This is a genomic window from Mycobacterium sp. E787 (assembly GCF_001668725.1).
In the GTDB taxonomy this organism is placed as follows: Bacteria; Actinomycetota; Actinomycetes; order Mycobacteriales; family Mycobacteriaceae; genus Mycobacterium.
In genome coordinates this window covers 1-23,362 of the sequence record NZ_LZKL01000029.1, presented here as the reverse complement: position 1 = coordinate 23,362, position 23,362 = coordinate 1, and the positions used below count along the sequence as shown (strand labels likewise).

Annotated in this window: 25 protein-coding genes; 10 read left to right on the top strand and 15 right to left on the bottom strand. The window is 69.4% G+C overall.

Going from position 1 to position 23,362, the window contains the following annotated elements:
• Positions 1 to 6 precede the first annotated feature (6 nt).
• Positions 7 to 1,458: a condensation domain-containing protein gene (locus A5705_RS05175; protein WP_068275910.1), complete on the bottom strand. Its 1,452-nt coding sequence runs from the start codon at positions 1,456 to 1,458 to the stop codon at positions 7 to 9.
• A gap of 36 nt (positions 1,459 to 1,494) precedes the next feature.
• On the opposite strand from A5705_RS05175, the gene A5705_RS27680 reads away from it, so the two are divergent.
• Entirely contained in the window at positions 1,495 to 1,779 is a 285-nt protein-coding gene (locus tag A5705_RS27680) for a hypothetical protein (protein WP_156763039.1), read from the top strand.
• Here A5705_RS27680 and A5705_RS05170 read toward each other — a convergent pair.
• Positions 1,774 to 2,958, bottom strand: coding sequence for an acyl-CoA dehydrogenase family protein (locus A5705_RS05170; RefSeq protein ID WP_068275907.1), 1,185 nt, complete (start codon positions 2,956 to 2,958; stop codon positions 1,774 to 1,776). The two genes, A5705_RS27680 and A5705_RS05170, sit on opposite strands and share 6 nt — an antisense overlap.
• 33 nt (positions 2,959 to 2,991) lie before the next feature.
• Between A5705_RS05170 and A5705_RS05165 the strand changes: the two genes are divergently transcribed.
• Together A5705_RS05165 and A5705_RS05160 are read left to right on the top strand one after the other, a co-directional pair.
• Positions 2,992 to 3,432, top strand: a complete 441-nt coding sequence (locus tag A5705_RS05165) for a hypothetical protein (RefSeq protein WP_067883334.1) — start codon at positions 2,992 to 2,994, stop codon at positions 3,430 to 3,432.
• 34 nt (positions 3,433 to 3,466) lie between these two features.
• On the top strand, positions 3,467 to 3,847 hold the full coding sequence (locus A5705_RS05160) for an NYN domain-containing protein (protein WP_068275904.1): 381 nt from the start codon (positions 3,467 to 3,469) through the stop codon (positions 3,845 to 3,847).
• A gap of 25 nt (positions 3,848 to 3,872) precedes the next feature.
• Here A5705_RS05160 and tpx read toward each other — a convergent pair whose 3' ends face one another.
• On the bottom strand, positions 3,873 to 4,367 hold the full coding sequence (gene tpx / locus A5705_RS05155) for a thiol peroxidase (RefSeq protein WP_067883335.1): 495 nt from the start codon (positions 4,365 to 4,367) through the stop codon (positions 3,873 to 3,875).
• 111 nt (positions 4,368 to 4,478) lie between these two features.
• Between tpx and A5705_RS05150 the strand changes: the two genes are divergently transcribed.
• Positions 4,479 to 5,429: a GlxA family transcriptional regulator gene (locus tag A5705_RS05150; protein ID WP_067883336.1), complete on the top strand. Its 951-nt coding sequence runs from the start codon at positions 4,479 to 4,481 to the stop codon at positions 5,427 to 5,429.
• A 19-nt stretch (positions 5,430 to 5,448) separates the two neighbouring features.
• Complete coding sequence (locus A5705_RS05145; RefSeq protein ID WP_067883337.1) at positions 5,449 to 6,204, top strand: DJ-1/PfpI family protein; 756 nt, start codon at positions 5,449 to 5,451, stop codon at positions 6,202 to 6,204.
• Positions 6,205 to 6,246: 42 nt separating this feature from the next.
• Here A5705_RS05145 and A5705_RS05140 read toward each other — a convergent pair whose 3' ends face one another.
• The gene (locus tag A5705_RS05140; RefSeq protein ID WP_067883338.1) at positions 6,247 to 6,723 is read right to left on the bottom strand and encodes a nuclear transport factor 2 family protein; all 477 of its coding nucleotides are present in this window, start codon (positions 6,721 to 6,723) and stop codon (positions 6,247 to 6,249) included.
• Between the two features lie 59 nt (positions 6,724 to 6,782).
• On the opposite strand from A5705_RS05140, the gene A5705_RS05135 reads away from it, so the two are divergent.
• Positions 6,783 to 7,550, top strand: a complete 768-nt coding sequence (locus A5705_RS05135; protein ID WP_067883339.1) for an SDR family oxidoreductase — start codon at positions 6,783 to 6,785, stop codon at positions 7,548 to 7,550.
• Between the two features lie 38 nt (positions 7,551 to 7,588).
• Here A5705_RS05135 and A5705_RS05130 read toward each other — a convergent pair whose 3' ends face one another.
• The 8 genes from A5705_RS05130 to A5705_RS05095 all read right to left on the bottom strand — a co-directional run bounded on the left by A5705_RS05130 (position 7,589) and on the right by A5705_RS05095 (position 14,519).
• Entirely contained in the window at positions 7,589 to 7,957 is a 369-nt protein-coding gene (locus A5705_RS05130; RefSeq protein ID WP_067883340.1) for an STAS/SEC14 domain-containing protein, read from the bottom strand.
• A 72-nt stretch (positions 7,958 to 8,029) separates the two neighbouring features.
• A complete protein-coding gene (locus A5705_RS05125) occupies positions 8,030 to 8,707 on the bottom strand; it encodes a hypothetical protein (protein ID WP_067883341.1) in 678 nt (225 codons plus the stop codon).
• A gap of 50 nt (positions 8,708 to 8,757) precedes the next feature.
• Positions 8,758 to 10,596 (bottom strand): fatty acyl-AMP ligase, encoded by a 1,839-nt coding sequence (locus A5705_RS05120; RefSeq protein WP_067883342.1) that lies wholly within the window; start codon positions 10,594 to 10,596, stop codon positions 8,758 to 8,760.
• Positions 10,597 to 10,666: 70 nt separating this feature from the next.
• Positions 10,667 to 11,227 (bottom strand): maleylpyruvate isomerase N-terminal domain-containing protein, encoded by a 561-nt coding sequence (locus tag A5705_RS05115; RefSeq protein ID WP_197521239.1) that lies wholly within the window; start codon positions 11,225 to 11,227, stop codon positions 10,667 to 10,669.
• An 11-nt stretch (positions 11,228 to 11,238) separates the two neighbouring features.
• Positions 11,239 to 12,225, bottom strand: a complete 987-nt coding sequence (locus A5705_RS05110) for a sigma-70 family RNA polymerase sigma factor (protein ID WP_067883344.1) — start codon at positions 12,223 to 12,225, stop codon at positions 11,239 to 11,241.
• A gap of 12 nt (positions 12,226 to 12,237) precedes the next feature.
• Positions 12,238 to 12,981 (bottom strand): DUF899 domain-containing protein, encoded by a 744-nt coding sequence (locus tag A5705_RS05105; RefSeq protein ID WP_067883363.1) that lies wholly within the window; start codon positions 12,979 to 12,981, stop codon positions 12,238 to 12,240.
• A gap of 38 nt (positions 12,982 to 13,019) precedes the next feature.
• Complete coding sequence (locus A5705_RS05100) at positions 13,020 to 13,763, bottom strand: SDR family NAD(P)-dependent oxidoreductase (RefSeq protein ID WP_067883345.1); 744 nt, start codon at positions 13,761 to 13,763, stop codon at positions 13,020 to 13,022.
• Positions 13,764 to 13,781: 18 nt separating this feature from the next.
• Positions 13,782 to 14,519, bottom strand: coding sequence for an SDR family NAD(P)-dependent oxidoreductase (locus A5705_RS05095; protein ID WP_068275895.1), 738 nt, complete (start codon positions 14,517 to 14,519; stop codon positions 13,782 to 13,784).
• Positions 14,520 to 14,777: 258 nt separating this feature from the next.
• On the opposite strand from A5705_RS05095, the gene A5705_RS05090 reads away from it, so the two are divergent.
• The 3 genes from A5705_RS05090 to A5705_RS05080 are packed head-to-tail and all read left to right on the top strand — an operon-like array spanning position 14,778 to position 18,242.
• Positions 14,778 to 16,184, top strand: a complete 1,407-nt coding sequence (locus A5705_RS05090) for a TIGR00366 family protein (protein ID WP_067883347.1) — start codon at positions 14,778 to 14,780, stop codon at positions 16,182 to 16,184.
• Positions 16,174 to 17,721: an allophanate hydrolase gene (locus A5705_RS05085; RefSeq protein ID WP_082956303.1), complete on the top strand. Its 1,548-nt coding sequence runs from the start codon at positions 16,174 to 16,176 to the stop codon at positions 17,719 to 17,721. The genes A5705_RS05090 and A5705_RS05085 overlap by 11 nt, the downstream gene beginning before the upstream one ends.
• Before the next feature lie 53 nt (positions 17,722 to 17,774).
• Entirely contained in the window at positions 17,775 to 18,242 is a 468-nt protein-coding gene (locus A5705_RS05080; RefSeq protein WP_067883349.1) for an SRPBCC family protein, read from the top strand.
• A gap of 43 nt (positions 18,243 to 18,285) precedes the next feature.
• Here A5705_RS05080 and A5705_RS05075 read toward each other — a convergent pair whose 3' ends face one another.
• On the bottom strand, positions 18,286 to 18,597 hold the full coding sequence (locus A5705_RS05075; RefSeq protein WP_067883350.1) for a hypothetical protein: 312 nt from the start codon (positions 18,595 to 18,597) through the stop codon (positions 18,286 to 18,288).
• Positions 18,598 to 18,721: 124 nt separating this feature from the next.
• On the opposite strand from A5705_RS05075, the gene A5705_RS05070 reads away from it, so the two are divergent.
• Positions 18,722 to 20,299, top strand: a complete 1,578-nt coding sequence (locus A5705_RS05070) for an FAD-dependent monooxygenase (RefSeq protein WP_068275888.1) — start codon at positions 18,722 to 18,724, stop codon at positions 20,297 to 20,299.
• A 25-nt stretch (positions 20,300 to 20,324) separates the two neighbouring features.
• On the opposite strand, the gene A5705_RS05065 is transcribed toward A5705_RS05070, so the two are convergent.
• Together A5705_RS05065 and A5705_RS05060 are read right to left on the bottom strand one after the other, a co-directional pair.
• Entirely contained in the window at positions 20,325 to 21,587 is a 1,263-nt protein-coding gene (locus A5705_RS05065; RefSeq protein WP_068275885.1) for a PE domain-containing protein, read from the bottom strand.
• Between the two features lie 329 nt (positions 21,588 to 21,916).
• A complete protein-coding gene (locus A5705_RS05060) occupies positions 21,917 to 23,080 on the bottom strand; it encodes an LLM class flavin-dependent oxidoreductase (protein WP_068275883.1) in 1,164 nt (387 codons plus the stop codon).
• Positions 23,081 to 23,362: the final 282 nt, after the last annotated feature.

The window sequence follows — 23,362 nt, the reverse complement described above, 5'->3', positions numbered from 1 at the left end:
GGTTTGTCAGAGGCTGATGACGGGCACGCCTTGGCCCGTGTTGGCGTGGTGCGCAACGACATCCGTCCACTCCGAGGTGGAGTTGACGGCGTAGGAGAACGCCTGGGTCAGCGCCGCCAGGTAGCGGTGCACCGACTTGCGGGCCTCCGCGTTGTCCGGGAACGAGATCGTGGCGGTGGTTTTGTCGGTCTGACGGTTGATCCACAGGTTGATTCCGCCGTGGGACAGGTTGTCGGCGTAGGTGCCCCAGTTGGTCTCCTCGAAGAGGCTGAAGGCGGGGATCTTCCGAAAGTCCATGAAGGACACCATCATTGCGCGGTGGTCGGGTGGTTCGATGCCCAATTCGAGCGGAGCTGCCAGCTCGAGCGCGCGCTCGACGGGCACGTCGGCGAGGGCCTTGGCGGCGTTGAACGAGTCCTGCGCCGCCCGGGCGGCCTCGGCGAAGGTGGCGGTGCAGATCGGCACGCTGACCGGGACGAGGTTGGCGAACCACCCCACGGTCATCGAGTCGACGCCCGGCGTGCGCGTGTCGTACGGCGTGAACCCGTGATACGTTGCGGCGCCGGTGAACTCGTGCTCCGCGAAGGCAGCGCAGGCCAGCACTCCCCCGCTGAACCGGGCGCCGGCCGCGTGGCAGGCGATCTCGAACGACTCGGTGTCCGCGGCGTCCAGCAGGTCGACCGTCACGAAGGTGCCCTTGTTGCCGGCCCCGTCACCGACCGGGAGCGGGAAGGTCGGCCACTCGCCTCCGGTGTCGCGCGCGAAGTCGATCCAGGCCTTGACCTCCGGCGAGGACAGCGTCAGGTCCGCGAGTCCGTCGCGCTGGCGCGTGGCGTAGCTGCGGTAGCTCGCGACCTGCGGGAGCGCGACGGCCTCGGCCCCGGTCTGTGACAGGTGCTGGTAGGTCATGTGGACGTCGAAGAAGATGAGGCCGGCCGACATCCCGTCGATGTGCAGATGGTCGACGCTGGCGTAGAAGGTGAAGTACTCGGCGTGCTGAACGATGCCGAACGTGAAGCAGCCCCACTCGAGCGTCCCCGGCGTTGTCGTCAGGGCGTGCGTGCGAATCTGTTCGGCGTCCAGGTAGCCGTACTCGGTGGGCACCAGGTCGATGGCCATGGGGTCCGCGATCGTGCGGCGGACGATGACGCCGTCCTCGAGCTGGAACCAGTCGTGGTAGGCGTCGTGACGGCGCACGTGCGCGTTGATCGTCGCCGTCATCGCCGGGATGTCACATTCGCCCGGAATGTCCCACGCCACGACCATCAGCCGGGGCAGCTGCGCGCCCCGCCCCGCGGCGTCGTGGGCGGCCCGAAGGTGGCGGGCCCGCTGGTAACTCGGCGCCAGGTCGCTGCGCGGCGCGTTGAGTGCCGCCGCGCGCGCCGCGGCCGAGGCCCGCCACGTGACGACCGGCCCCTCGCCCGGCTGCCACCCGTTGATGCTTCCCAGTGCGACCATCTTCCCCGACCCCGTTCTGTGTCATGCCGCAATGTCGTGCCGTGGCGCGCCAGCAACTGGACGAAAGTTGTTCGCAGGAACTGCATTTCGGGCTTCGCGCGGCGATCGTGCGGTCAATTCGGTTATCTGCTGGAACCGAAGTTACGGCGCGGCACCATGGGTGTCTCGCTTGTGGGCGATAGTCGAATTAAGCGACGATTACCCGGTTTTGCGCATTGTGCTCAGATCGCGCCGGGGCTCGCGTCGAAAGTCGACGAGGAGCGCGACGGCACCGAGGGCGAGAATCCGGGCGAGCCGGAATCCGGCGAGCGCCTGCTATAGCCCCGGCTGATCGTCGATGATGCCCAGCCAGATCTGGGCCGCGTCGATGGCCACCTTCTCGCTGATGAAGGCGTGCTGGGTTCCCGTGTACATGTCTCGGAAGGCGCGCTCCAGGCGGCTGCCCTCGCGGATCGAGCTGGTGCCCGCCACCAGGTGCGCCCACTCGGCGCAGGCCCGGGCCGTGTCGGTCGCATAGACGGCGGCCACCCGCATGTCGGCGCGCAGGGCCGGGGTCAGGTCGTCGCCGGCCGCCACGGCGGCCTCGGCGGTGGTGAACGCGTCGAGCACCAGCAGGCGTGCGGCGCGCCAGGCCGCGCGGTGGTGCGCCAGCCCTTTCTGGAAGGTGGGGCGGCTGGCCAGCGAGGCCATGTCGCTCATCCGGAACTTCGTCGCGGCAAGTTCCTGGACGTCGTCGAGCATGCTCTTGGCGACACCGAGCGCCCATGACGCATGACCGGCGGCGGTCACCGGCATCAGCCCCATCCGGGTGGCCGGCGACGCGCCGCGGTAGGGCTTGCGGACGAACAGCTCGAAGGTGCGGCTGGACGGCACGAACACGTCCTGGGCGCTGTAGTCGTAGGAGCCGGTTCCCTTGAGGCCCTGCACGTGCCAGCCGTCGTCGAAGCTGATCTGCTCCCGCGGGATCACCGCGACGCGCATCTCGGGAAAGCCCTCGCTGATCCACCGCATTTCGCCGTCGTCCATCGGTAGGAACCCGGCCGCGACGTATTCGGAGTGGCCGATGCCGGAGCCGAAGTTCCACGCCCCGGTCACCCGGTAGCCGCCGTCGACCGCGTTGCCCTGGCCGTTGGGAAAGAACTGCCCGCCCAGCGTGACGCGGTTGTCGTGCGCGGTGAACACCTCCGCGAACCCCTCGTCGGGCAGGTATGCCGCGGCGGCGAACGAGGACGGCAGATTGGCGATGCCGATCCACCCGAACGATCCGTCCTGCCAAGCCATTTCGATCCAGGTCTCGATCATCTCGGTGAACGACGGCTCCACGCCGCCGGCCGCGACGGGATTGAAGGAGGACATCAGCCCGCTGGCCCACATCTCGTCGACGATCGCCGGGGTGAGCGTGCGCGCCCGCTCGGACTCGACGGCTTCGGCCCGCACCAGGTCGCGCATGCCGCGGGCCAGTGCGACCACCCGATCGTCCGTGTCCGCAATCGACGTCATTGTCGGTTCCTATCGTGGAGAAAACTGATACCCGTGACCGTTCTTAATACCATCGCGACCGTCGTCGCCATAGTGCTTGGCCTGCACATCATCACTAAGTTCGCTTTCTTCGCGCTGCCCTACCGCAGACGGCGCGCCTTGCTGGACAAACAGTACGGTGGCAAGGCCTCGGCCACCGACACGTCCGACGTGGTGCTGATGGCCTTCACCCTGGGGATCGCCGCCCTGTTGCTGTGGCGCGGTGTCGAGTCCGTGAGCTTTCTGGGTGGGCTGTGGGTCGGCGCGACGCTGATCCAGCTGTACTTCCACCGGTTCCACCGGCCGGTGGGCCCCGAGCGCGCCGCCCCGCCGCCGACGTCACCGCTGAAGGAGATGTCCTACGCCATCCAGGATGCGCCGTGGCGACCGTGGCCCCAGTTGCTGACGCTCACGGTTCTCGTCCTGTTCAGCCTCGCGCAGTTGGTGTGGAAATGATTGCCCCGCAAGCGGTGTGGCCTACCGTGTGTCTGTGCGCTGGATCGTCGACGGCATGAACGTGATCGGCAGCCGCCCCGACGGGTGGTGGAAGGACCGCGGCCGCGCCATGGTGGCGCTGGTCGACAAACTCGACCAGTGGGCGGCGAGGCAAGGAGAGCGCGTGACCGTGGTGTTCGAGCGCCCGCCGGCGACCGCCATCGAATCGTCGGTGATCGAGGTCGCCTACGCGCCCAGGCCGGCCGCGGACTCGGCCGACGACCAGATCGTCCGGCTGGTGCGGGCCGACGCGCGCCCGCACGACATCCGGGTGGTGACATCGGACAAAGGCCTGACCGATCGGGTCGCGACGCTGGGCGCCTCCGTCTATCCCGCGGCGGGCTTCCGCGACCTGATCGACCCGCGCGGCCGATGACCGCCGACGGTGCGAATGGCTGGCGTCAGCCGACCGCCGCCAGCGCCGCGTCGTAGTCGGGCTCCTGGGCGATCTCGGGCACCAGCTCGGTGTACGCCACGTTGCCGTCGGCGCCGACTACGACCACCGCGCGCGCCAGCAGCCCGGCCATCGGGCCGTCGACGATGCTGACCCCGTAGTCCTGGCCGAAGCTGTCCCGGAACGCCGAGCCGGTCTTGACGTTCTCGATGCCCTCGGCGCCGCAGAACCGCGCCTGCGCGAACGGCAGGTCGTTCGACACGCACAAAACCGTCGCGCCGCTGGCGGCCGCACGCTGGTTGAAGGTCCGCACGCTCGTCGCGCACACCGGTGTGTCGATGGACGGAAAGATGTTCAGCACCACGGGCTTACCGCTGAACTGGTCGTTGCTGACCGCGCCCAGGTCCGTGCCGACCAAGGTGAAGGCCGGGGCCGGGGATCCGACGGCAGGAAGCTCGCCGACGGTGTTGATCGGGTTTCCACGCAAGGTTATCTGTGCCATGGGGCACAGTCTGCCAAGCCCGGTGGGGCGGCCCGGGGCCAGGTCGCCATGTCCTAATTCGTGGGGTACCGGGCGTAGACGCCATAACGGTGTCTGGCCGAGACTGAGTGCATGGCTCGCAGGGTTGTGATCGCCGGCTTCCCCGGCGTTCAGGCGCTCGACGTGGTCGGACCCCACGAGGTGTTCTCCGGTGCGTCGCTGCTGACCGGCGGCGGGTACGAGGTCGTCCTGGCGTCGGTCGACGGCCGGCCGGTGACCACCGCCACCGGCCTGGCCTTTTTGACCGAGCCGCTGCCCGACCCGAGCGACGCCCTCGACACCGTCGTGCTGCCCGGCGGCGGCGGCGTCGACGCGGCGCGGTCCGATCCCGAGCTGCTGGGCTGGATCAAACGGGTCACCGGGAACGCCCGCCGCGTCGTCAGCGTCTGCACGGGCGCGTTCCTGGCCGCCGAGGCGGGGCTGCTGGACGGCCGGCGGGTCACCACGCACTGGGCGTTCGCCGGCCGGTTGGCCCGCGAGTTTCCGGCGGTCGAGGTCGATCCGGACCCGATCTTCGTCCGCAGCTCGGACACCGTGTGGACGGCCGCGGGCGTCACCGCCGGAATCGATCTGGCGCTGTCCCTGGTCGAGGACGACCACGGCACCGAGGTCGCGCAGACGGTGGCCCGCTGGCTGGTGCTGTACCTGCGCCGCCCCGGTGGGCAGACCCAGTTCGCGGCGCCGGTGTGGATGCCGCGCGCCAAACGCAGCTCCATCCGCGAGGTGCAGGAGGCCATCGAGGCCGAACCGGGCGGGCAGCACAGCATCGGGGACCTGGCCCGCCGCGCGGCGATGAGCCCGCGCCATTTCACGCGTGTCTTCACAGACGAGGTGGGTGAGGCGCCGGGCCACTACGTCGAACGCATCCGGACCGAAGCCGCGCGCCGGCAGTTGGAGGAGACCGACGACACCGTCGTCGCCATCGCCGCCCGGTGCGGCTTCGGCACCGCGGAAACGATGCGGCGCAACTTCATTCGTCGCGTCGGCATTTCGCCGGATCAATACCGCAAGGCCTTCGCCTGATCGAGAAAGGACACCAACCATGACGCAGATCGCAATCGTGACCTACCCGGACTTCACCGCGCTGGACATGATCGGCCCGTACGAGGTGCTGCGCAACCTGCCCGGCGCCGACGTGCGATTCGTGTGGCACGAACCCGGGCCGATCACCGCCGACTCCGGCGTGCTGGTCATCGGCGCCACCCACTCGCTGGCCGAAACCCCTTCCCCCGACGTGATTCTGGTGCCCGGAGGCCCGTCGACCCCGGTGCACGCGCGGGACGACGCGCTGCTCGAGTGGCTGCGTCGCGCGCACCGAACCGCGAGCTGGACGACGTCGGTGTGCACGGGTTCGGTGATCCTGGCGGCCGCCGGTCTGCTCAAGGACCGCCGCGCCACGTCGCACTGGCTCGCGCTTGCCGCGCTGAAGGCGTTCGGCACCACCCCGGTCGCCGACGAGCGGATCGTGCGCGAGGGCGACATCGTCACCTGTGCGGGCGTGTCCGCCGGGCTCGACCTGGCGCTGTGGCTGGCCGGGCAGATCGGCGGCGAGGGCCGCGCCAAGGCGATCCAGCTGGCGATCGAATACGACCCGCAGCCGCCGTTCGACTCCGGCCACATGTCGAAAGCGTCGGCGACCACCAAAGCCGCCGCCACGGCGCTGCTGTCCAGGGACAGCGTCAAGCCGGCCCACCTGAAGGCCACCGCGCTGCTGGCCTGGGACCAGGCGCTCAGGGCCGTCCGGTCGCGGAGGCGCGTCAGCGCCGACAGTGAATTTCACGACGCGACACGCCGCTGAATCGTCGCAGGTTGCACGCCCGGCGGCCGCCCAGGGAGCCTGCTACGCCTGGGGTTGCAAGAACTTGTCGGAGGCGAACTGGCCGCCTGCCTGCAGCCAGGCGGTGACGACACGCGGCGCGTCGCGGTTGGGGTTGTAGATGTCCTCCTCGCTGGAGAACAGGCCGTCGCCGGCGTAGACCAGCCGGGTCCAGTTGGGGAACCAGAACGGCTCGCCGTTCGGGTCGGTCGGGTGGTCGAGCAGATTCCTGATCATGACGACGACGGCGTCGTTCTCGTCGTCGTAGGCGATCCAGTCGCTGGGGAAACGCATGTGCGGGAACGGCGCCATCACCGCGACGATCCAGTCCCGCACCGCCTCCCGGCCGTGGAAGACGCCGTAGTGGTGCTCGGTGTAGACGACGTCCTCGGTGAAGAGATCGGCAAAGGGTCGCCAGTCGCCCGAGGAGCTGCACTCCTCGACGACGGCCGTGTAGTTCGCGACGGCTTGCTCGATTTCGGCCCTGCTGAATTTGCCCATGGCGGACACACTAGAACGTGTTTCGGTGATAGGTGACTGGTCTGAATGGGGATATTTCGATGAGCGTGCTGAACTTGTTCGACTTGCACGGCAAGCGGGCTCTGGTGACCGGGGCGTCCAGCGGCATCGGCAAGGAGGTCGCGCTGGCCTACGTCCAAGCCGGCGCGGAGGTGGCAATCGCGGCGCGACATTCCGAGCGCTTGGAGCGGGTTGCCGGCGAGCTCACCGCGGCGGGTGGCCGGGCCGTGCCGGTCGCCTGCGACGTGACGCGGCCCGACCAGGTCGACGCAATGGTCGACCGGGTGATCGCGGAGCTGGGCGGCATCGACGTCGCGGTGTGCAACGCCGGGATCATCACCGTCACACCGATGCTGGACATGCCGCCGGAAGAATTTCAGCGCATCCAGGACACCAACGTGACGGGCGTCTTTCTCACCGCTCAGGCCGCGGCGCGGGCGATGGTCCGGCAAGGGCGCGGCGGGTCCATCATCACCACCGCCTCGATGTCGGGCCACATCATCAACGTCCCGCAGCAGGTCGGCCACTACTGCGCCTCCAAGGCGGCGGTGATCCACCTGACCAAGGCCATGGCCGTCGAGTTTGCGCCGCACCACATCCGGGTCAACAGCGTCAGCCCCGGCTACATCCTCACCGAGCTCGTCGAGCCGTTGGCGGAGAACCACGCCCTGTGGGAGCCGAAGATACCGATGGGCCGCCTGGGCCGGCCCGAAGAACTCAGCGCCCTGTACGTGTACCTGGCCGGTGCGGCGTCCAGCTACATGACCGGCTCCGACATCGTCATCGACGGCGGATACTGCTGCCCCTGATCACCCCGTTGTGGGGGCCGTAGAACGCTACCCTCGGCCTACGAGCCGTCGACAATCCACTCGCGCGCTTGCTCGACCTGCCCGGCGGGAAAGTGCTGGATCGTGGCCGACACAAAGTGCGAGCCGAGATGCTCGGCCACATCCCCGAGGTGCGAGTCGGTGACGACCGCGACCTTTTTGATGTGCTTGTGGTGGTCCCGAACGAAGCGGAGGTGGGTGACCAGCGCGCCGAAACTGTCCCAGCCGGGAAACGTCGGCGCGCTGATGATGAGGCCGGCGAGGTCGCCGTTGGCCTCGATTTGCGGGTCGACGGCCTTGGCGAGTTCGGTGAAGTCGTTCTTGTCGAGTGCGGACTCCGGGCGCACCAGCAGGATGTTGTGCGCGCTGTCCAGGTCGTAGTCGATCACGGCGTGCTCCTAGGCGATCGGTTGATGCCCTCATGATTCTTCTGAGGCGCGGGCGCCGATAAGAGGCGAAAGTCATCCCTCCAGCTGACCGGAGATTCCGCGCTCGATGCTGGCCCGCGTCGTGGACGGCAACACGACGAGGCCGTCGAGTTCCTTGCGGGCCAGGTCGAAGGCCTGCTGGCGCTCCTGTGGCGCGGCGGCGGGGTCCGCAGCGACCCGCAACAGGCTCTGGGCCCGCGCGATCCGCTGCCGGCCGTCCGGTGAGAAGTCGCTGCGGCGCCTGCGCATCGCCTCGGCCTCGGCGACGTTGAAGGCGGTGACGTAGTCCTCGACCGCGGCCTGATAGCGAGCCGCGGTCTCCCGATCGTCCAGGAGGTCTTCGGCCTTCACCGGGCGCAGGAAGTCCGCTCGCAGCTTGGCTTTGTGGAAACCGATCGTGAGCGGATCGCGCATGTCGGTCATCAGCGGGAAGTCGAGAAGCTTGGCGACGTCGAGCTCGTAGGAGAGCCACCGCGCGTCGGTGCGGCCGTGCTCGTCGATGACGCGACGGAGCGAACGCCATTGCGCCGCTTGGCTATTGGAATTGCCGGCCGAGGCGCTCACCGCTTCGGTGGGACGCGTTCGACCCACATCGTTCGGCTCTTCGGCGCGCCGCTTGTTGGCGGTGAACGCGCGCACCGCGGCGATCACCATGCCTGTCAGCGGCAGGATCACGATCAGGAGCTCCGCCAATCGGATGAGCAGACCCACACCGCCAGGATGCCACCCCGGCGCCCTCCGGCAAGGGCGACTCCCGCTCCCTAGTGCACTCCCAGTGTGCCGCTGAGGTATTGGGCGCGGCAGGCCCGTCGGGCCAGCTTGCCGCTGGTGGTGCGCGGGATGGCGCCGGCCGGCAGGAAACGCACGTCGGACACCGGCACACCGTGCCGGCGCGCCACCGCGTTGCCGATCGCCTCGATCGCCGGTCGGGGATCCGCGCGACTGGTGCCGGCGGCGCGCTCGGCGATGATCACCAGCCGCCGGCCGTCATCGTCGGCCGGCACGGCGAACGCGGTCACGTAGCCACGGCGCACCATCGGCGACGCCTCGGCGACGGTGGCCTCGATGTCTTGCGGGTAGTGGTTGCGGCCCGCGATGGTGACCAGGTCCGCGATTCGGCCCGTGATGTACAGCTCGCCGTCGAGGTACACGCCCAGGTCGCCGGTCCGCAGCCAGGCACCGCCGACATTCGCGCCGTCGGCGTGGCCGCCCTCCGCCAGCCGCGACCGCAGCGTGGCGCCGAACGCCCGCCGTGTCTCGTCGGGCAGCCCCCAGTACCCGCGGCCCACGTTGTCGCCCTGCAGCCAGACCTCGCCGATATCCCCGTCGGGCAGTTCGGATCCGGTTTCGGGGTCCACGATGATCGCCCGCAGGCTGCGTGCAACCCGGCCACACGACACCTGGGGCACGGCATTCGGGGCGTCCGCCTCGATGCGCACCGCGTGACCGGCGCTCAATTGCTCGCGGTCGAGACAGGTGACCGATGCCTCGGCCGACGGCTCGATGGTCGCGATCATCAGGGTCGCCTCCGCGATGCCGTACGACGGCTTGAACGCGGTGCGCGGCAACCCGTATGGCGCGAAGGCCTTGTTGAAGGTCCGGATCGCGTCGATGCTGACCGGTTCGGAGCCGATGATCAGCACCACGTTGCTCAGGTCGATGTCGTCGCCCGGGGCGGGCAGGCCGCGCTGCGCGGTCCACTCGTAGGCGAAGTTCGGCGCCGCGGTCACCACCCGGCCCTGCCTCGACCCGGCGGACAAGGCCTGAATCCAGCGCAGCGGCCTGCGGACGAAAGCGGTGGGCGACATCAGGGTGGAGTGTCCGCCGTACACCGCGGGAAAGCCGATCATCGACAGACCCATGTCGTGGTAGAGCGGTAACCAGCTGACGCCGTGGGTGTTCCGGTCCAGCAAGTCGATCGAGAGGATCATCTGCACGAGGTTGGTGCCCACGGCACGGTGGGTGATCTCCACGCCGACCGGTGGCCGCGTCGCGCCCGAGGTGTACTGCAGGTGCGAGACGCGGTCGATGTCCAGTTCGACGGGGACGAACAACTCCCCCGCCGAGTCGGGTACCTCGTCGATGACGATCAGGCGCGGCTTCCTCAGGTCCGGGAGGCTGTCCAGGAAGTTTTCCACCGCGTTCGCGGCGGCCGCCGTCGTGAGGACCGCCGCGGGTCGGGAGTCGCGCAGCGCCGTCTGCAGACGCTCGGCGTGACCGGGCAGTTCGGGCGCGAACAACGGCACGGCGATGGTGCCCGCCTTGATCGCGGCATAGAAGCCGGCGACGTAGTCGATGCCCTGCGGTGCCAGGATCGCCACCCGGTCGCCGTCGTCGGCGAACTGCTGCACCCGCGCGCCAATGGCCCGCAGTCGGATCCCGAACCGGGCCCAGGTCACTTCGAGGGTGTGCCCTTCCGAGCGGGCGTAGTCCAGGTAGCGATAGGCCACGGCGTCACCGACATTGGCGACGTTGCGCTCGATGAGGGAGATCAGGGTGGTGCCCGGCGGCAACGCCACCTCGCCGTCGGCGTCCAGGCAGTCCTCTATCAGTAGCAGGCCCTTTGGAGCCGCGGTGCTGTCTCGGGAACCGCAATTCATGAGCGCAGTCTAGGTGCCCGGCGCCGCCGGTCGGTGCCGCCGTACGGCGCTCGGGACCGCGCGTCCGCGGCTATCCCGGAGGGCGTCGCCGGCCGAAGAGGGCGAGCAGCCGGTCGCTCGGTGTGGCCGTCGCAGGTACCGGCAGCGGCTCGGCGAACACCTGCCCGGCCAGGCCGGCCCGGGCCAGCGGTGGCGAAAGCCACAACAGGGTCGAGGCGATCTCCGGGGGGATGGGCCGATCGTTTCGGCACGCCTGGCCGATATCCCACGCGTGCAGGGTCATCTCGATGGCCCCCACGAGGACAACGGTTTTGGCGGGCAGGGTTCGGCCCCGAATCTCGCACCACCGGCCCGTCGTCGGTAGCGCGGTCGACGCGATCAGAAAGTCGACGATCCCGGACCGCGCCGCGGCGACGGGATCGGAGGGGACGGGGGCCGGGTCGGGGGCGCGCGCCGCCAGCACCGCGGCGGCATCCGCCAACGACGTCCGGACATGGAACAGCAGGCGGCGCAAGTCCCAGTCGGGACAGGGCGTCGGCGCCGACAGGTCGGCCCCGCGAACCAGGAGGAGGCTGCCGAAGAGGTACCGCGTCGCCTCGGCCAGCACGGGCAGTTCGTCGGGATCGGACACGGTCCGCCCCCTCACCCCGGCGGTGCGGTGAACGCCTCGGGCAGCCCGAACCTGGCGACCAGTGTTGCCTCGTTGAAGGCGACGATGCGTGAAATGCGACCGGCGGTCAGCGACAGCACGTCCAGGCCGTGGGCTCGGAAAGACCCGTCCGGAGCTCGCCGGTACATGGCGAAAGCCGGGGCGCCGTTGGCCCGGGTGGGCGCCAGCCGCCATTGCCCCGGTGTGTGCAGCACGACCCGCGCCAGGAATGCGCACACCGCATCGCGACCGGTGAACCACGTGGGAATGGGCGGCATTTCGAGCTCGACGTCGGCACGCAGCAGTTGAGCCAATGCGTCGACGTCGGCGTGCTCGAAGGCCGACATGTAGCGGTCGAGCACGTCGCGCAGCTCGGGCTCGGTGGGTTCGCCGAGCTCGTCGAGCGCCGGACCGGCCTCGGCCAATCGCGCGCGGGCGCGTTGCAGGGCGCTGTTGACGGCCGGGGTGGACGTTTCCAGCATCTCCGCGACTTCGCCTGCCGGCCAACCCAATACGTCGCGCAGCACCAGCACCGCCCGCTGCAGTGGTGACAAATGCTGCAGGGCGGCGACGAACGCCAAGCGGACGCTGCTGCGCAGGGACACCACCACGGCGGGATCGTCGGTGGCGCCGTACAACAGGCTGTCCGGCGCGGGCTGCAGCCAGGGAATGTCGGATTGGGCCGGGGCCAGCGCGACGGCCGGGCTGTCGGCCGGGGCGCCGAGACCGGAGGGAAGCGGGCGCCGTTTGCGCGTCTGCAGCACGTTCAGGTACGTGTTCGTCGCAATCTTGTAGAGCCACAACCGGACCGAGGATCGGCCCTCGAACCTGTCGTAGGCCTGCCACGCCCGCAGGTAGGTGTCCTGCACCAGATCTTCGCATTCGTCGACGGATCCGAGCATGCGGTAGCAGTAGGCCCGCAACTCGGGCCGGTACCGCTCGGCGACTTGCGCGAAGTCGTCGACGCTGGCGTCCCGCATGCACTCAGCCTTTCACGAGTCGCGGCGCGCCGGCCGGGGATCGTTGGGGTTGCGCTCGCCCGGGTCGGGCTCGTCCCACCACTGCGGCTGCTGGTCGCCGTAGGCGTCGTGCCAGTTCCACCACGCGTACGCGGGGCCCTGCGGGTAGCCGTCCGGTGAGTCCTCCCAATCCTCTTGTCGCCCAAGGGCGGTCATGTCCAGGTAACTCCACGTGGTGCCGAGCGCCTCGTCGCCGCGGTTGTTGATGAAGTACGTGCGGAACACCCGCTCGCCGTCGCGGATGAACGCGTTGGTGCCGTGCCACTCGTCGACGCCGAAGTCGCGGTCGAAGTCGTCGGTGATCGTGTACCACGGCATGTGCCACCCCATCCGGGCCTTCACGCGCGCGATGTCGGGCTGGCCGGCGCGGGAAGCGAACACCAGCGTGGTGTTGCGGGCATTCAGATGCGCCAGGTTGCCGACGTGATCGGCGATCATCGAGCAGCCGCGGCAGGCGTGGTCGGGCCAGCCGTCCACCCCGGGTTCCAGGAATGCCCGGTAGACGATCAGCTGGCGCCGTCCACCGAAGAGGTCCAGCAGGCTGACCCGCCCGTCGGGGCCGTCGAACTGGTAGGGCTTGTCCACCGGCAGCCACGGCATGCGCCGGCGCTGAGCCGCCAGCGCGTCCCGCGCGCGGAAGAGCTCTTTCTCCTTGACGAGCAGGCGCCCGCGCGCGGCCTCCCACTCCGGGGCCGACACGATGGGCGGTGTTTGCATGGTCATCTCTAGCCCTTTCTGCTGTGGTGCAGTACTTTTCACGCGAGCTTCTGCAGCCCGGCGCCGGTCAGCAGGTAGCTGGGCGCAACGCCGGCGGTGTCCGCCTGTGCCAGCTCCACGACGGCCGCCCCGGCCGACTCCGGGCTGAGCAGTTCGCCGAGCTGCCTGACATATTCCTCCTCGGATTGGCCCCCGCGGGCCGCGTACGCCCGCACGGCGGGGCGGCCGAGTTCGGTCAGCGGGGTTATCCGGGGCAGCAGCGCGGTGAACCGGATGCCCAGGCCGGCGCGGTCCGCCTCCTCTTGCGCGTACCCGGCGATGAAGCGTTGGGTGGCTTTGGCGCCGGCGTACCCGCCGCTGAGCGGCGAGCCGGCCAGCGCCGCACCGCTGCTGACCACCACCACCGTGCTGCCGGGTCGCAGCGGTTTGAGCAGGGCCTCGCGCAGCCAATGAAAGGCCATCCGCACGTCGGTGTTCCAGTTGGCCGAGAACGTCTCCCAGGTGTGGTGCTGGAGCGGGCGTATCAGCGGCGTCGCCCCGGCGACCAGCACCAGAAGGTGCGGGTCGTGTCGGTCCAGGAGGCCGCCGGGCACCGAGGGGTCGGCCGCATCGGCGACGACCGCCTCGATGCTGCCGGCGCCGCTCGGCCGGGGAAACGTCGTTGCGCTGCGGGACACGGCGATCACGGAGGCGCCGGCATCGGCGGTGGCCAGCGCGATGCCCCGGCCCAGGCCGCGGCTTGCGCCGACGACGAGGGCGGTCGTGCCGGATAGGTCGTTCATCTTGTGCTCCTTAGGGTTTCACGCGTGCGCCGTGACGGGCGGCGCCGTCGCGAGCAGTTGGGCGTACTGGCGTTCCAGTTCCTTGGCCGGGCCGCCCTGCCAGGCTTGGGCGATGGATTGCGACACGGGGTCGGGGAAGATGTCCTCTTCGCCGCGTTGCAGCGCGTCGAAGACCCCGGCGGCCACGGACCGCGGGGTCGCCTTGGGGATGTCGAGCGCCCGGGTCATGTCGGTGTCGACCGGTCCGGTGAACATCGCGTGCACCCGCACGCCCTGCGGAGCCAGAAACGCCCGCAGCGACTGGGTGAGGCTGAACGCGGCCGCCTTGGAGACGGAGTACGCCGGAATGAGCGGCAGGGGCGCCACCGCGTTGACCGACAGGTTGTTGATCACGGCGCCCCGGGCACGGATCAGCGCGGGCAGGAAGGCCCGCGTCACCGCGAAGGTGCCGAAGAGGTTGACAGCGAGGTGCCGTTGGAGCACCCCGGGATCGCTGAGATCGTCGTAGAGCGCGATGCCCGCGTTGTTGATCAGCACGTCCAGCGATCCGGCCGTCGCGGCGGCCGCCCCGACCTGTGCCGGATCGGTGACATCGAGCGGCACCGGGACCACCCGCTCGTCGGAAGACGGCGAACGGTCGCGAGTGCCGGCGTATACCCGCCCCGCCCCCCTGCGCAGCGCCTCCTCCACGAACGCCCGGCCGATGCCGCGATTGGCCCCGGTGACCAGAACTGATTTGCCCGCGATTGGGTCCATGACAAGCCTCTCTGAACTCAAAAAGCCCCCGCACCGGTGTGCGGGGGCTTCGATGATGTGTCGACCGAGTCCGATCGAACTACGGATATAGACAATCGTCGGCACCGAAACTCATCGCGGTGCCGGGCCTCGATTTCCCGCACCCACTGGCAACCTCGGTTGTCATCGTCTCCGGGTCCCCCACAATTCACCTGCTCGCAACAAAATTGGGGTTGCCTTGGCCCCGGGTTTCGACAACGGACGAGTAGAGGAAAGTCAATGACCACAACACAGGCTCGACCGGTCGCACGACGCGGCCTGATTCAGCGGTTCACCGAGCTGTGCGTCCGTTACGTCGAACGCCTCATGCCCGATCCCTATCTGTTCGCGGTCATCCTCACCCTCCTCGTGGTCGCGCTCGTTGCGCTGCTGGTCCGTGGCGCCACGCCGACGGGCGTCCTCAAGGCGTGGTATGGCGGGGTGTGGGGGGCGCAGAACATCTTCACCTTCGCGTTCCAGATGGTGCTCGTGCTCGTGACGGGCTACACGCTGGCCGAGGCGCCGATCCTCAAGCGCGCCATCGTGCGGCTGGCCGGTAAGCCGGCCAACCAGGTGCAGGGGGCGCTGCTGTGCTTCGGCGTCAGCACGGTCTTTTCGCTGCTGAACTGGGGTCTCGGCCTGGTGGCCGGTGCGCTGGTCGCGCGGCAGGTGGCGAAACGCGTGTCCGGCGCGCACTTCGGCTACCTGATCGCCACCGGGTTCATGGGCTACCTCGTCTGGACCCAGGGCCTGTCGTCGTCGATCGCGCTGGCCAACACCGACCCCACCAGCCCCATCAACGTGATTCACAAGATCACCGGCATGACGGTGCCGTTGAGCCTGACGATTTTTCAGCCCTACAACTGGATCGCGGTGATCGCCGTGGTCGCCCTGCTCGCGATCGCGATCTGGCGGATGGCGCCCCGGCAGGGTCTCGAGCCGGATCCGGCCGTCTTCGACGAGGAGCCCGAACCGGTCGCGCCCACCGGCAAGCGGACGTTCGCCGAGTGGTTGGAGAACCTGTGGATCCTCAACGTCATCGTCTTCGCCGCGGGCATCGCGTACTTCGCGCTGAGCGGCTTCGCGCTGAACATCTCGTCGATGATCATGCTGTTCACCATCACCAGCGCGCTGCTGCACGGTACGCCGATCCGGTTCATCCGCGCCTTCTCGGGCGCGGCCAAGGTGTCCGGCCCGCTGCTGCTGCAGTATCCGCTGTACGGCGGGATCGTCGGCCTGTTGGGATATCTGCCGACGGGGTCGGGCAAGGCCCTGCAGACGGTGCTCGCCGAGGCGCTGGTCCGGGGCGCCGACCAGTACACGCTGCCCTTCCTGACGTTCGTCGGCTCGGTGCTCATCTCGTTGTTCGTGCCGTCCGGCGGTGGGCACTGGGCGGTGCAGGGGCCGATCGCGGTCGACTCGGCGCTCGCCATCGGCCAGCACTCGCCGGCCTACCTCGGGCTGACGTCGATGTCGGTCGCGGTCGGCGAGGGGGTTGCCAACATGATTCAGCCGTTCTGGCTGCTGCCGGTGCTCGCCATCGCGAAGCTCAATGTCCGCCAGGTGATGGGCTTTACGGTCATCGCGTTCCTGATCGGTTTCGCGGTGGCCAGCGCCATGGTCCTCGTCGCGCCCTATGTCATCTGAGGTGCGCCGCTCCCCCGTCGAGCGGGTGACCGCCGCGTACCGGCGGATCACCGAAGTCGACCGGCCCGAGGTCTGGATCACGCTGCGCGATCGGGCCGACGTGCTGGCCGAGGCCGCTGCCGTCGAGCGGCGGCTCGCCTCGGGCGAGGGCCTGCCGCTGGCGGGCCTGGTGCTGGCGGTCAAGGACAACGTGGACGTCGCGGGCCTGCCCACCACCGCGGGCTGCCCCGAATTCGCCCGCGTGCCGGCGACCACCGCCGCCGCGGTGGAACGGCTTCGCGCCGCCGGGGCGATCGTCCTCGGCAAGACCAACCTCGACCAATTCGGCACCGGCCTGGTCGGCACCCGCAGTCCCTATGGCGCCGTTCGCAATTCGCGCGACCCGGAGCTGGTGGCCGGCGGCTCCAGCTCCGGCTCCGCCGTGGCCGTGGCGCTGGGCATCGCCGACATCGGCATCGGCACCGACACGGCGGGATCCGTCCGGGTGCCCGCCGCCCTCAACGGCATCGTCGGGATCAAACCCACGCTCGGGATCATCCCCACCCACGGGGTGGTCCCGGCGAGCGCCAGCTTCGACGCCGTCTCCGTGCTCGCGGCCGACCTCGGCCTCGCCACCGCCGCGGCGGCGGTCATGGCCGGCCCCGACTCCCGCGATCCCCGCAGCCGCCGCTGGCCCGCCGACGTTCGCCTCGCCGCACCGCGCGAGCCGCGGCTGGCGATCCCGGAGGCCGCGAACCTATCCTCTCTCAGCGATGCCTTCCGGGGGGCCTTCGAGCGGACCGTCTCCCGCGCCACCGAGGCGGGATTGGCCGTCGAACCGGTCGACGTCTCGGTGCTGCTGGACGCGGCCCGGCTGCTCTACGACGGCGCCCTGGTCGCCGAACGCTACGCCGCCGTCGGCGAATTCCTCGACGGCGCACCGGCCGGCGCGGACCCCGTCGTGGCATCGATCATCACGGCGGCGCGCGCGGTTACCGGCCCCGCCTTCGCCGCCGACCTGGACGCGTTGGCACGGGCGCGGGCCGACGCCGCGGACCTGCTGACCGGGTTCGACGCGATCCTGCTGCCGACCACCACCGAACACCCCACCCTGGCCCAGGTCCAGGCCGATCCCTATTCGATCAACCGCCGCATGGGCACGTACACCAATTTCTGCAATCCACTCGACATGGCCGCCGTCGCGGTTCCCGGGGAGCCGACGGCGGCCGGCGGTTCATTCGGCGTGATGGTCGTCGTACCGGCGTTTCATGACCAGATCGCCGTCGACATCGCCGCACGCCTCAGCGGGGTGGCATCCCCGACCCTTGTCGAAACCGACTGCGAGATCGCGTTATTCGGCTTGGCTGCCGCGCGCCGGCGGCTCGAGCGGCTCGGCGCCCGCCACGCCGGCCAGGTCGGCGCGGGTGGGGAGCTGTTCCGGATCTCGGAAGCCGGCCTGGGCCGCCTGCTGGCCGACCTTCCCGCGCCCGTGGCGCTGACCACAGTCGAACTCGAGGACGGCCGCACGGTGACCGCGCTCGCCGAACGCAAGTCCTAGCTACTTCGAACCGCCGGTCCGCGACAGCCGCCTTTGGCGGTAGGGTACGCGGCATGTCGGGTCGCAAGTTCTCGTTCGAAATCAACCGGACCAGCAGCGCGCCTGCGGCGACGTTGTTCCGGCTGGTGGCCGACGGCGCCAACTGGTCCACGTGGGCCAAGCCCATCGTCCTGCAGTCGAGCTGGGCGCGTCAGGGGGATCCGGCGCCGGGCGGCGTCGGGGCCATCCGCAAGGTCGGCGTGTGGCCGCTGCTGGTGCAGGAGGAAACCGTCGCCTACGAGCAGGATCGCCGGCACGCCTACAAGCTGGTCGGTCCGCCCAGTCCCGCCAAGGACTACTTCGGCGAGGTGATCTTCACCCCGAATCCGGCGGGCGGGACGGACATCCGCTGGACCGGCGAGTTCGTCGAAGGGGCCCGCGGGACCGGTCCGGTGATGCGGGCCGCGCTGGGTGGGGCGGTCCGGTTCTTCTCGGGCCGGCTGGTTCAGGCGGCCGAGCGTGAGGCGGCCGGCGCGCGGTAGCGGATCGCCCTGCGGCCCAACGGATTTCGACGGCCCGCACCGGCTACGGATCGTTGGCCTGTTGCTCGGCGATCTGGGCCTGCTGCATGTCTTGCTGGAATTGCTGCTGGGCCTGTTCGTTTTGCTCCTCGGCCTGTTGCATCGACTGCTGCAGCTGCTGCTGGGCCAGCTGTTGCTGCAACTGCGCCTGCTGTTGCGCCTGGTCATCGCCGTCGTCGGCGGCGAAGCCGCCGAACGGGGCGGACAGCGTCGCATCGGTCGGGTGCGCCGGTCCCGCGGCACCGCAAAGCGCGAGGGCCGCGATGCCGGCAACGATCGGCCGCATCGGCCGGCGGCGGTCAGCGCGAATGGTCATGGCTCAGGTTCGCACCCGTCATTAGCCGCACGCTGGGACGCGGCTGTCGGCGCCATATGAGGTGGCACGATGTCACCGGGCCGAGCGGTTGTCGGACCCACGGCCGACTCCTAAGCTGGGCTAAGTGATTGATGCCGTCATCGCCGGCGCCGGCCCGAACGGGCTGATGCTGGCCGGCGAACTGGGATTGGCCGGGATCCGGCCCGTCGTGCTCGACCCGATGCCCGGGCCCAATCCGCAACCGCGCGCCAACGGCATTATCGGCCAAGGGGTTCGGATTCTGGACCATCGCGGCCTGCACGGCACGCTGGCCGGGACCGACGAGCCGCCCCGGCTCAACCCGCGCGCGATGTTCGCGGCGTTCCCGCTGGACCTCGGGCTGGCGCCGGACGCGCAGTTGTTCCTGCTGCCGGTCCAGCAGCCCAGGCTGGTCCGGGTCTTCGCGGAGCGCGCCGCCGGGCTCGGCGCGGATATTCGCTGGGGCCACCGAATGACCGGCTTCGATCAGCACGACGACAGCGTCACCGTCCACGTCTCCGGTCCCGACGGGCCGTACCGGCTCAGGTCCCGCTACCTGGTCGGCGCCGACGGGGGCACCAGCATGACCCGCAAACTGGCCGGCATCGATTTTCCCGGCATGTCGTCCTACGACCTGGTCGCCCGGATGGGTTTCGACGTGCTACCGCCGGACGAATGGGTCGACGCCGACGGCGGCCTCGACATACCGGGTTCCGGTCGCGTTCCGCCGCTGCAGTTCCATCGGGCCGACCAGGGCGTCTTCGCATTCGGCGCGCTCGGCGGCCGGGCCGCGGTGATCGTCTTCGAACTCGACAGGACGGCTCGCGAGGAACCCCGCGACGACGGCGACGCCGCCGACGGCCCGCCGATGAGTCTGGCCGAGCTGGAGGCCAGTGCGAAGCGTGTGCTCGGCGCAGACATCCCGCTGCGGCCCGCATCGCCCGGCGCGCCGCTGGATCTACGTCGGTTCTCCGGCATCAACTCCCGGATCGCCGCCAAATACCAAGTGGGACGGGTGATCCTGGTCGGCGACGCCGCGCACGTGCACTCGCCGATGGGCGGACCGGGCCTCAACCTGGGCCTACAGGACGCGGTGAACCTCGGCTGGAAGCTGGCCACCGTGCTCAACGGACGCGCCGGGCCGGCCCTGCTCGACACCTACGAGGCCGAGCGCCGGCCGGCCGCCGAGCGGGTCATCATGCACAGCCGGGCCCAGCTGGCCCTCGTCCGGCCCGGGCCCGAGGTCACCGCGTTGCGCCGGCTGTTCTCCGAATTGGTCACCGATCCGGCGATCGTGCGTCGCCTCACCGATCTGATCTCGGGAGCGGAGAACCGTTATGTCATGGGTGATGACACGCATCCGCTGACCGGCCGCTGGGTGCCCGACTTCGCTGTCGAAAACCGTGACGGCACAAGACGTATCGCTGAGCTTGCCCGCGACGGGCGGCCGCTTCTGGTCGACCTGACCGAATGCGGCGTGGTCGCGGCCGCCGCTGTCGAAACAGGCGGCCAGATCACCGTGGCCACAGGGCGCCCCGTCGGCGCGGTGCCCGCCACCGCCGTGCTGGTGCGCCCGGACGGCTACGTGGCGTGGGCGTCGTCGGCGGTCGCACCCGATGCCGACGAATTGGCTGAGTTGCGAATGACTCTCGCGCGCTGGTTCGGCGTGTGGGCGCCGGTTTGAACCGGCCACCCGCGCAGGTGTGTGGCTATGGGGACGACCACGCGCGGACGTAGTCGACGAGCATCGCCCCCGGCGCTCCGGTCATCGTCGGACTCCCTTGTCCCTGGCCGACATTCAAGACAAGGAACTGTGGTGAACTGGCCACGTTCTCATGGGTGATCACCGAACCGACTTGCACGCCGTCGTAATAGTAGACGACGTGATCCGTAAACCGTTGCATGGTAAAGACATGCCAAGAACCACCCATATACCCCGCGTTGCCACCGGACGGATTGCCGGTCGCGTCGATGTGGTGGGCTTGCACCAGACCGTGCAACGTTTCCGCGATGTCGTTCTCGCCATTCGTCGGCCAATTGTGGCCGACAGTCCACCACGCGCCCCAGTTGTAGACCTGGCTGCCGTTACCCGGGAAAAAGATGCGCGCTTCCACGACCCCGGTGGTGAACTGGAAGCCCGGGTGGGCGCCTTGGGTCACGTCCGTGCTGATCAGTCCGCCGTGCGTGGCGTCCGACAGTGTCAGTGTCAGATAGCCGTTACCTACTGTCACGTCGCTGGGAACGGTGTTGACGCCGTTCATGGTGCCGCCGTTGTACAACCATGAGGTGTTCCACTTGGTCGTGTCCAAGGTGGTGCCGTTGAACTCGTCGTCGAACGTCATGGTCCAATTCCCCGGCACCCCTGTGGGCTGAGGGAAGGGGCCGGGAATAGTGGCGCCGGCGGCGCCGGTGGCCCCGTTTGTCCCCCACAGTAGGCCGCCCCTGCCGCCGGCACCGCCGGCCGCGCCGGGTCCGCCGGTGCCGCCGGGTCCGCCGTTCCCTATCAGGCCGGCGGACCCGCCGGGACCGCCGGGCACCAAGCTGGCGGTGCTATTGCCACCGCGACCGCCGTTGCCCCACAAGATCCCACCGGGCTGGCCGGGCTGGCCCACCCCGTTAACCGTGCCCCCGTCGGCGCCGTTGCCGATCAACGGGTACAACGAGATCGCTTGGGCGCCTTCGAGCAGCTGCTGCGTCGAGGCCTCCGCACTGGCATAGGACCCCGCACCCGCGGTCAGCGCCCGCGCGAACTCGTCATGAAACGCCGCCGCCTGCGCACCGAGCGCCTGAAAACCCCGACCGCGGGCGGAGAACACCGCCGCAATAGCCGCCGACACCGCATCCTGCGCCGCCGGCAGAATCCGCGTTGTCGGGGCCGCCGCCGCTGTGGCGGCGCCCAGCGCCGAGCCGATGTTGGACAGATCCGTTGCCGCAGAGGCGATCAGCTCCGGCGCAGCGAGGACATACGACATGTCGGTCCACCTTCTCGCTAGCCCCTGGTTGTCACTAGCCCGGCGATCCTCCGTCGTCAGAACAGTTAAAGATTCTAGGCCGGTCAGGGGTTTGCCGAAACGGATTACCGGGCAGTTTCCGCAGGTATTGATGACGAAGGTCAGGGCCTGGTGGTTGAGGCAATGTGACCCCGTCCGGGCTCACGAATGGCATTGTTCGATCGAGCGCTTCGGATAAAATTTCGGCCGGGTGTGCAAACAGTTCGACTCGAGGGCCCGGACTTGCGGGTTTGCTGGTTAGGCCACCATGCGACCGGTGTCTGGACGGGTCGAAGGGCAAAACACGGCCGCTACTTCGAGCCGACCTCGTCCTGGTACTTCTTGGCCATGTGCTCGACGGCCTGCAGCTGAGACTGTGCCAGATCGTCACGCACCTGCCCGGCCCGCGCTGCGGCGTCCAGCGTCGGCTGCGCCTGGCCCTGGAAGTGCGGCATCACCTCGGCGGCGAACAGCTCGGCCGACCGCCGGGTGGCTGCGGGATTCGCCCACTCGTGGCCCATCTGCAGGAAGCAGCCGAAGCCGCCGGACTGATCCCAGAGCCGCTGCACCTGGGCCCGCGCCCGCTCCGGCGTGCCGATCACCCCGGCGCCGTTGTCGTTGATGATGTCGATCATCTCGTCGAGCCGCTCGCCCGGCATGGTCATCTGGGGGAAGGCCGCGACCTTCTGGAAGTAGTTGAACCACGACTCGATGCCGAATTTCACGTCGGCGCGGGCCTGTTCGTCGGTCTCGGCGATATGCATGGGGCCGACCAGGCTCCAGTTCTTGCGGTCGACCCGCGTGCCGAACGCCGCGGCGCGCTCCTCGACGATGCCCCAGTGGTAGGACAACGCGTCGAAGCCTTCGACGACCAGCGTCGCGCCGATGGACAGCAGGCCGATGCCGTGCTTGCCGGCCAGCCGGGCACCCGTCGGCGAGGCGACCGCCGCGACCGCCAGCGGTATCCCGCCCTCGCTGTACGGCGCGAGTTGCAGCTTGGCGTCGAACAGCTGGTGCGTGGCGGTCTTCGCGCTCACCGTCTCCCCCGCCAGCAACCGGACGACGATGTCGAGGTTGGTTTCCAGCAGCTCGCGGGTGTCGGTCGGGTTCAGCCCGATCATCGCCGAATCGGTCGGCAGCGAACCCGGTCCCATCCCACCGATCACGCGCCCGTGGGTCAGGTGATCGAGCAGCATCAACCGGTCGGCGACCCAAAGCGGGTTGTGGTAGGCGAGCGAAATGACCCCGGTGCCGAAGCGAATCCGCTTGGCGCGCTCGGCGGCCGCGGCGATGAACACCTCCGGGGAGCTGATGATCTCGCTGCCCGCGGAGTGATGCTCCCCGATCCAGGCTTCGTCGAAGCCGAGGGCGTCGAGGTGTTCGACGAACTCGAGGTCACGCTGCAGGGCCAGGGTGGGGTTGGTGCCGGCCCGGTGGAACGGGGCGATGAAATATCCGAACCTGAGGTTGGCCATGGGACTCCCCTTGCAGTCGAGTTGCGGAGAACCATAACTCAACCGCGCCCCGGGTCAGGTCGAAAGGGCGGACCCTCGAGAGTGCTCAGCCGGTGGGGCCAGATGTTCATGGCCCCACCGGCTATCGGAGCAAGTCTGCGCCGCGAGGGGACGGTCAGTAGCCGCCGCACAGGTTGCCGACGCAACCCCCGCCGCCCCCGGGTCCACCGCCGCCGCCGACGACCCCCCGCAGATCGCCGACGCCATCCACGCCGACTTCCCCGACCACAAGCTGGCCTACAA

Excerpts from the sequence above, each read along its gene's own strand:
- A5705_RS05175 (WP_068275910.1), bottom strand. The coding sequence starts at position 1,458 with ATGGTCGCACTGGGAAGCATCAACGGGTGGCAGCCGGGCGAGGGGCCG.
- A5705_RS05170 (WP_068275907.1), bottom strand. The coding sequence starts at position 2,958 with ATGACGTCGATTGCGGACACGGACGATCGGGTGGTCGCACTGGCCCGC.
- tpx (WP_067883335.1), bottom strand. The coding sequence starts at position 4,367 with ATGGCACAGATAACCTTGCGTGGAAACCCGATCAACACCGTCGGCGAG.
- A5705_RS05150 (WP_067883336.1), top strand. The coding sequence starts at position 4,479 with ATGGCTCGCAGGGTTGTGATCGCCGGCTTCCCCGGCGTTCAGGCGCTC.
- A5705_RS05145 (WP_067883337.1), top strand. The coding sequence starts at position 5,449 with ATGACGCAGATCGCAATCGTGACCTACCCGGACTTCACCGCGCTGGAC.
- A5705_RS05140 (WP_067883338.1), bottom strand. The coding sequence starts at position 6,723 with ATGGGCAAATTCAGCAGGGCCGAAATCGAGCAAGCCGTCGCGAACTAC.
- A5705_RS05135 (WP_067883339.1), top strand. The coding sequence starts at position 6,783 with ATGAGCGTGCTGAACTTGTTCGACTTGCACGGCAAGCGGGCTCTGGTG.
- A5705_RS05120 (WP_067883342.1), bottom strand. The coding sequence starts at position 10,596 with ATGAATTGCGGTTCCCGAGACAGCACCGCGGCTCCAAAGGGCCTGCTA.
- A5705_RS05110 (WP_067883344.1), bottom strand. The coding sequence starts at position 12,225 with ATGCGGGACGCCAGCGTCGACGACTTCGCGCAAGTCGCCGAGCGGTAC.
- A5705_RS05105 (WP_067883363.1), bottom strand. The coding sequence starts at position 12,981 with ATGCAAACACCGCCCATCGTGTCGGCCCCGGAGTGGGAGGCCGCGCGC.
- A5705_RS05100 (WP_067883345.1), bottom strand. The coding sequence starts at position 13,763 with ATGAACGACCTATCCGGCACGACCGCCCTCGTCGTCGGCGCAAGCCGC.
- A5705_RS05095 (WP_068275895.1), bottom strand. The coding sequence starts at position 14,519 with ATGGACCCAATCGCGGGCAAATCAGTTCTGGTCACCGGGGCCAATCGC.
- A5705_RS05090 (WP_067883347.1), top strand. The coding sequence starts at position 14,778 with ATGACCACAACACAGGCTCGACCGGTCGCACGACGCGGCCTGATTCAG.
- A5705_RS05085 (WP_082956303.1), top strand. The coding sequence starts at position 16,174 with ATGTCATCTGAGGTGCGCCGCTCCCCCGTCGAGCGGGTGACCGCCGCG.
- A5705_RS05080 (WP_067883349.1), top strand. The coding sequence starts at position 17,775 with ATGTCGGGTCGCAAGTTCTCGTTCGAAATCAACCGGACCAGCAGCGCG.
- A5705_RS05075 (WP_067883350.1), bottom strand. The coding sequence starts at position 18,597 with ATGACCATTCGCGCTGACCGCCGCCGGCCGATGCGGCCGATCGTTGCC.
- A5705_RS05065 (WP_068275885.1), bottom strand. The coding sequence starts at position 21,587 with ATGTCGTATGTCCTCGCTGCGCCGGAGCTGATCGCCTCTGCGGCAACG.
- A5705_RS05060 (WP_068275883.1), bottom strand. The coding sequence starts at position 23,080 with ATGGCCAACCTCAGGTTCGGATATTTCATCGCCCCGTTCCACCGGGCC.